Origin of the sequence: Leisingera sp. ANG-M6 (assembly GCF_000813905.1) — a bacterium.
Lineage (GTDB): Bacteria > Pseudomonadota > Alphaproteobacteria > Rhodobacterales > Rhodobacteraceae > Leisingera.
Genome location: NZ_JWLG01000004.1, coordinates 1 through 374, shown reverse-complemented (window position 1 = coordinate 374; position 374 = coordinate 1). Strand labels below are relative to the sequence as shown.

Below are 374 nucleotides of genomic sequence, written 5' to 3'. Positions count from 1 at the left end.
GCTCCAGCCCGGTGGCGCGGAAGGCGGTGAAGTCAGAACACTGCTGCCCCTCCACGTCGATGATCTGGATGATCTCGCCTTTCTTCACCTCGTAGGCGCAGCCGGTGCCGCGGCTGACGGTGAATTCGTCGCGGGTGTCGCCCAGCAGTGGCGGCAGTAGCGGAGCGGAGCCCGGTCCGGGCTGCCAAGTGATCTCCAACCCGCCTGAAACGGTGCCGTGCACCAGGTCGTGCGGCAGTGCGGTGCGGAAGATCCAGACCGTGGCCCTGGCCGCGGCTTTCAGAATCAGCGGCTCCTCCGCGGTGGTGAGGGTGCAGGCGGGGATTGCGTCGGCGCTGTCGCCGCCGCGGGCGTTGATCCAGCCCAGAAGCGCG

The 374-nt window shown here is 68.7% G+C and carries 1 protein-coding gene; it reads right to left on the bottom strand.

Features of this window, described 5'->3' with window-relative positions; translation table 11 throughout:
* The coding region (locus RA24_RS22705) for a DUF1989 domain-containing protein (RefSeq protein WP_241480880.1) at positions 1-374 on the bottom strand (374 nt) is incomplete at both ends.